This window comes from Jezberella sp. (assembly GCF_964834465.1).
Genome location: NZ_CBAZRM010000037.1, coordinates 1 through 5,273, shown reverse-complemented (window position 1 = coordinate 5,273; position 5,273 = coordinate 1). Strand labels below are relative to the sequence as shown.

General features: G+C 55.7%; 2 protein-coding genes. One reads left to right on the top strand and one right to left on the bottom strand.

Annotated features, from left to right (window positions below; translation table 11 throughout):
- Positions 1–4,700: beta strand repeat-containing protein (locus AC1W8Y_RS14855; RefSeq protein ID WP_482015270.1), on the bottom strand; the 4,700-nt coding region annotated here is incomplete at its 3' end.
- Between AC1W8Y_RS14855 and AC1W8Y_RS14850 the strand changes: the two genes are divergently transcribed.
- Positions 4,699–5,262 (top strand): hypothetical protein, encoded by a 564-nt coding sequence (locus AC1W8Y_RS14850; protein ID WP_482015269.1) that lies wholly within the window; start codon positions 4,699–4,701, stop codon positions 5,260–5,262. The two genes, AC1W8Y_RS14855 and AC1W8Y_RS14850, sit on opposite strands and share 2 nt — an antisense overlap.
- Positions 5,263–5,273: the final 11 nt, after the last annotated feature.

The window sequence follows — 5,273 nt, the reverse complement described above, 5'->3', positions numbered from 1 at the left end:
GAAGCTGAGCTTGAGCTGCCAACAATACTGATATTGCCCGCTGTAGTCACACCACTAGCTTGACCAATGGTGCCCGATGTCAGCACGCCGTACTCTGCGGTCGTTGCGCTTGCATTCGTTGAACTACCGGTGATACTGAGATTTGCATTGGCACCCAGCTGTATCGCGCTTTGATAAATATTGACACCAGTTTGCCCACCCCCACCACTCGATGTGTTGGTCCCCTTGATTGAAAGCGTGCCACTCTGCACGGACACGGTGCTTACCTGTATGTATCCATCATCGCTGCTGCTGCTACCCGTTAAATTAACTGTCCCATAAGTACTTAACGTGCCCTCAATACGTATACCTCGTGCGTGGTTATAGGCGTCTGTCGAAACCGTCGTCGCCTGCCCAGTGATGGTTAGCGAACCACCGGTTGCTGCCGTATAAGTGCTATTGCCGTAAGAGTCAAAAGCACCATAGCCGTTAACACCGGTGCCGGCTTCGGCCATCACACCGGTCAACACACTACTGGTCGTACCCGTAGAACTGATGTTGCCACTTCTGAGGAAATAGCCAGAGTTCACGTTACCGGCTGCGGTTTGCCCCGACGCATTGATATACGCGCCTGAAATGTTGGCATTTTGTTCGATACCGTAGCTGCCCGAGGAGGCGGCTGAACCCATCATGTAGAGATTATTGCTGGCAGTAATTGCCCCACCAATCGAAATACCATCGCCGCTGCTAGCGCTGGCCCCCCCTTGGGTAATCGCACCTGTGGGGGCACTGATCGTCCCATAGGTATTGTCCAGTGAAATGTTGTAACCACTGACCGTGCCCGAATTGCTAATCGAGCCGCCATACGACTTAGCCGAGATATTGACAACCCCCGTCCCAGTGTTAGTGCCACTGATACTCGACACAGAGATACCCGAACCTGAACTCGTTGTGGTTAAGGCGATCGTCGAGTTAGCACTCGAGGCATCCGAGATACTTAACGCGCCCGTCACCGTCATCGCCCCGCTCGATGACAAGTTAATCGAAGGGGCAACTGATGTTGTCCCGGTCAATGAAATCCCCGTGGAGGCGACCCCCAGGGTACCCGTGATATTCGCAACGACGTTGCCGGCGCCACTGATCGTATTAGTGATGGTGGTGTTGGTAGCAAGCTGATAACTTAAGGTCGCACCATTGGACAAGGTCACGGCGCTTGTCCCCAGAGAGCCCGTGGTCCCAGTGGTGCTGCTTGCACCAACTTGAAGCGTGCCGGCACTAATCGTCGTGGCACCGCTAAACGTATTGGTGCCGGTGAAAATCGTGGTGCCACTACCTAGCTGGGACACGCCGCCCGTGCCGCTGATAACGGCAGACACGGTGGGGGACGTCGTCAAATAGAACGCCAAGGTGCCGTTGTCGACGATCGAACTGCCCGTGCCTAAACTACCCGTTGTGCCACCACTGCCAATCTGCAGCGTGCCCGCACTGATCGTCGTCGTACCACTATAGGTATTCGAGCCTGTCAGGGTGGTCGTCCCCGTCCCTAACTGCGTCAGTGCCCCTGTCCCCGTGATTTGATTAGAGACGGTGACGTTGGACGACAAATCGTAAACCAGCGTGCCGCCGTCAGAAATTACCCCGGTATTCGTCCCCAAAGAGCCCGCTGTCGATCCAGTACCTACTTGCAACGTACCTGCAGTAATTGAGGTGGATCCGCTGTAGGTATTCGTCCCTGCAAGCGTCTGTTGGCCTGACACATTGGTTAATGAACCCGTGCCAGAAACAATGCCCGAGTAAACAGGTGCCGTGGACAAGCTGTTGTTAAAGTTCACAGCCGCGCCTGCTGTCACGATATTGCCCGCCCCGACCAAACCGCCTGTGATATTGATTTGATGGCCTGAACTACCTGTCACGGTCACGCCCGAGACAACAAAATTCACACCCGCGTTGGTCGAACTGGGATTGGTGGCTGTCCCCGTCAAATTCACATCACCGCCCGTTGCGCTAATCGCAACGGTGGCAGAGGGGATGTAAATACCCGCGTTTGTGCCAGCCTTAGCAGTACCTGTCATTGAGACTGCGCCTGCCGTTGATGAAATCGTTTCACCCGCGTTGATATAAACCCCTGAACCGCCTGTTGAACCGCCCGTGCCATTGAACGTCACACTTGAACCAGATATCGTATTGGTGCCATTGGTCCAAATCCCATTACCACTGCCCGTGCCGGCATTACCAGTGACGTTCACGGCACCCGTTGTTGAGATACTGCCGTACAAGTCGACCGTCGAGTTTGAGCCAGAACCCGTCGCATTAAGGGTGACGCCTCCAGTGCCCGAACTCAAGGTGAAGGTCTGATACAAGGCCCAGTTTGAACCACCAGCCGTATCGGTCGCAGAAATAGAAATCCCGCCCGTTGTGGCAGTGTTACTGAGATTGTTTAAGATAGTGACGCCACCTTGGTTGCTGGTTGTTGAGGTTGACGTCCCCGTGATGGTCACCGTGCCGCTTGCGACCATCGATAGTGCGCTACCGATATAAACGCCGCTATTACCAGTGGTTGCTGTGCCAGTGATCGAAATATTGGTGCTAGTCAAGACCGGGCTGTTGCTGAAATAAACCCCTGGTGAAGTTGTCGTAGAAGCACCGTTAATGACAATCCCATTGCCACTCGTGGCAGAAGCGGTAATAGATCTCGTATCGTTAAGTTGAATACCCGAACTGCCGCTGGCATAACCGCTGCCGCTCGTCAAAACGTTGCTAGCAATCGTGCCACCTGTATTATCAATAAACACATAGGTGCCCGATATATTTCTGGTTGGGTTGGCCCCCCCAGTCGGCGAGTTTGCGTTTTGGTCATTGAGCTGAATACCACCTTGATTGCTCTGGATAATGACATTGCCACCGGTCGACGCGAGTGACGTTGACGCGCCTTGGTAACCTAGCCCTGAGGTGTAACCGGGAGAATAAAGATAAAGAGCCGTTGAAGCCGCGTTATTCGTCGTGGCCTTAACGGTGAGTAACCCGGCCGAGGTCGCTTGCACGCCATCCAAGGCTACTGCTGCGTTGGTGTTTGTTGTCGCCGCCGAGTTGACGCCCTGCAACGTCAAGGTGCCACCAGCCGTATAGGTATGTTGCGTGTCTTGCCAGTTCGTTGAAGTGTAAAACAAACCGGTACCAACCCCAGTTCCGTTGACGGTTCCGGTCATTGATAAGTTGCCCGTTGCTGCAATCTTGGTGCCGTAGCTTGGACCCAACCAATTAAAAATACCGTAGCCAAGCGACGTTCTAGCCGACGTTGTCGTCGACGTCCCGTTCAAGGTGATGTTGGTGCCAGTCAGGGTATTGACCCCTTGCCATCCTTCGGTGAAGTAAATACCGATGCCGTTACCCAGCACATTACCAGTCGTCGTGGAAGACTGGGTGCTTGAACCTGTCAATGATATGCTGCCTGCGCCGGCCGCCAATGTCACTGCTGAATGGCCATTTGAATCTGACGCGCCGATGAGAATGCCGTAGCTATTTGCCGTGTTCCCTGACACTGAGGTCAGGCCGTTGGCCGTCATGGTGATGTTCAAACCAGCGGAACCGGTTGCGGTAATACTTGCCCCAATCGTAATCCCGTTATTCGCCGTGAGGGTCAGAGTGGGTGTACCTACACCGTTATACGTGCTGGTGATGGCCGAATTCACCAGAATATTGCCGTCTGCTTGAGTCGACCCAGCGACTGATAATGAGGCCCCTGTCGCGCTTGAAGTCGACCCAGACCCAGTGCCTGTGGTAATCGTGACACTGGTGCCAAGACTCAGTGCAGCGCTGATCGCGCTGGCCAAGATGACTGAATCACCTGCGGTATTAGCGGTCGATGTTGAATTGATTTCGACGTTGTAGGGATCAATCAACCAACTCGCGGCCTTGATACTGACCCCGTCAGATTTCAGATAGGCACCTGACGTTTCAAGTAATCCACCTAGCGCTTGAAGGTCGGCGCCACTGACATCGGTCTTGGCTGACAAAACGTCGGTCGCGTTGTTTCGACCAATCGTAATATTGCCCCCAGCTGCTGCGGGGTCACTGCTGTTTGCCTTGACCGATCCACTCACCACAATCTGCCCAGCGTCGGCGGTGATCGTCACTGAGCCAGCCTGCGCTGCTGAGACATCGACTTGACCGGCAACGTTGATCGAGGGGCCAGAGATGGTCACATTGCCACCTGGTGTGGTGACCGAGCTAGTTGCCGCAATGAACACCGCTTGATTCGTTGCGCCCGCTGCGCTGCTTTGCGCGCCGTTTGCAAGTTGACCCATCAGGGCAATATTGCCTCCACTAGACGAAACAACTGAAGAGCCCTGAATCGCAACGCCATTGCCACCAGCGACCGTCGTCGAACCGGTCATTGAAATACTGCCAGTGCCGGCCGAAACGGTTGCGTTATTGAGCGTGATGCCATTTACGTTCGTGCTGTTGCCAACCGCTGCACCCGCTGCATTGCCAGCCACGCCGCCACCGATCGCGATGTTGCCGCCATTGGTCACAATGCTTGAACCGCTATTGAGCACCACGGCGCCTGAACCCGTGCCACCAGAATTGGCGTTCACGGTCACGTTCAGCGCACCCGCTGTCGAGGTAATGCCGGTGTTCGCGGCCACCACCACATCGTTGTTTGCCAAGAAGGTGATACCTGCCAGACCACCCAGGGTTTTTGCCACGTTGGCGTTGATCATGATGTTACCGGCCGCTTGCACCGCACCGGTGGTGATCAATGTTGGCTTAGCTGACGCTGCGGCAGTGCTTGCTGCGGCGGCGCTTGCCGCACTCGCGGCCGACGCGGCTGCGTTACTTGCGGCAGCTGCTGAGCTCGCCGCAGCCGCTGTGCTCGCCGCTGTGGTCGCTGTGTTCGCTGCCGTCGATGTAACAGTCGTGGTACCGGTCGTGGTACTACTCGAGGTTTTGGCGGTTGTCGTTGCCGTCGATGTGGTGGTTGATGAAGCTGAGGCTGCCGTCGCCGTTGTCGTCGCAGTAGCTGTGCCTGAAGCGGCCCCTGTGGTGGTGCCACTTGCGGTGCCAGTTGCGGTGCCACTTGCAGTGCCAGTTGCAGTGCCGGCAGTTGTGCCACCAGCTGTACTTGCTGTACTTGCTGTCCCGCTCGCTGTCCCGCTCGCTGTCGGAACCGTCGTTGCCGTATTCGTTGCAGTATTCGTTGCGGCAGTAGCGCCACTTGCCGCAGGCACGATCGTGACCGAGGCCGTCGACCCGACCCCTGTCCCCGTGCTGATGATCACTTGAGCGCCGCTGTT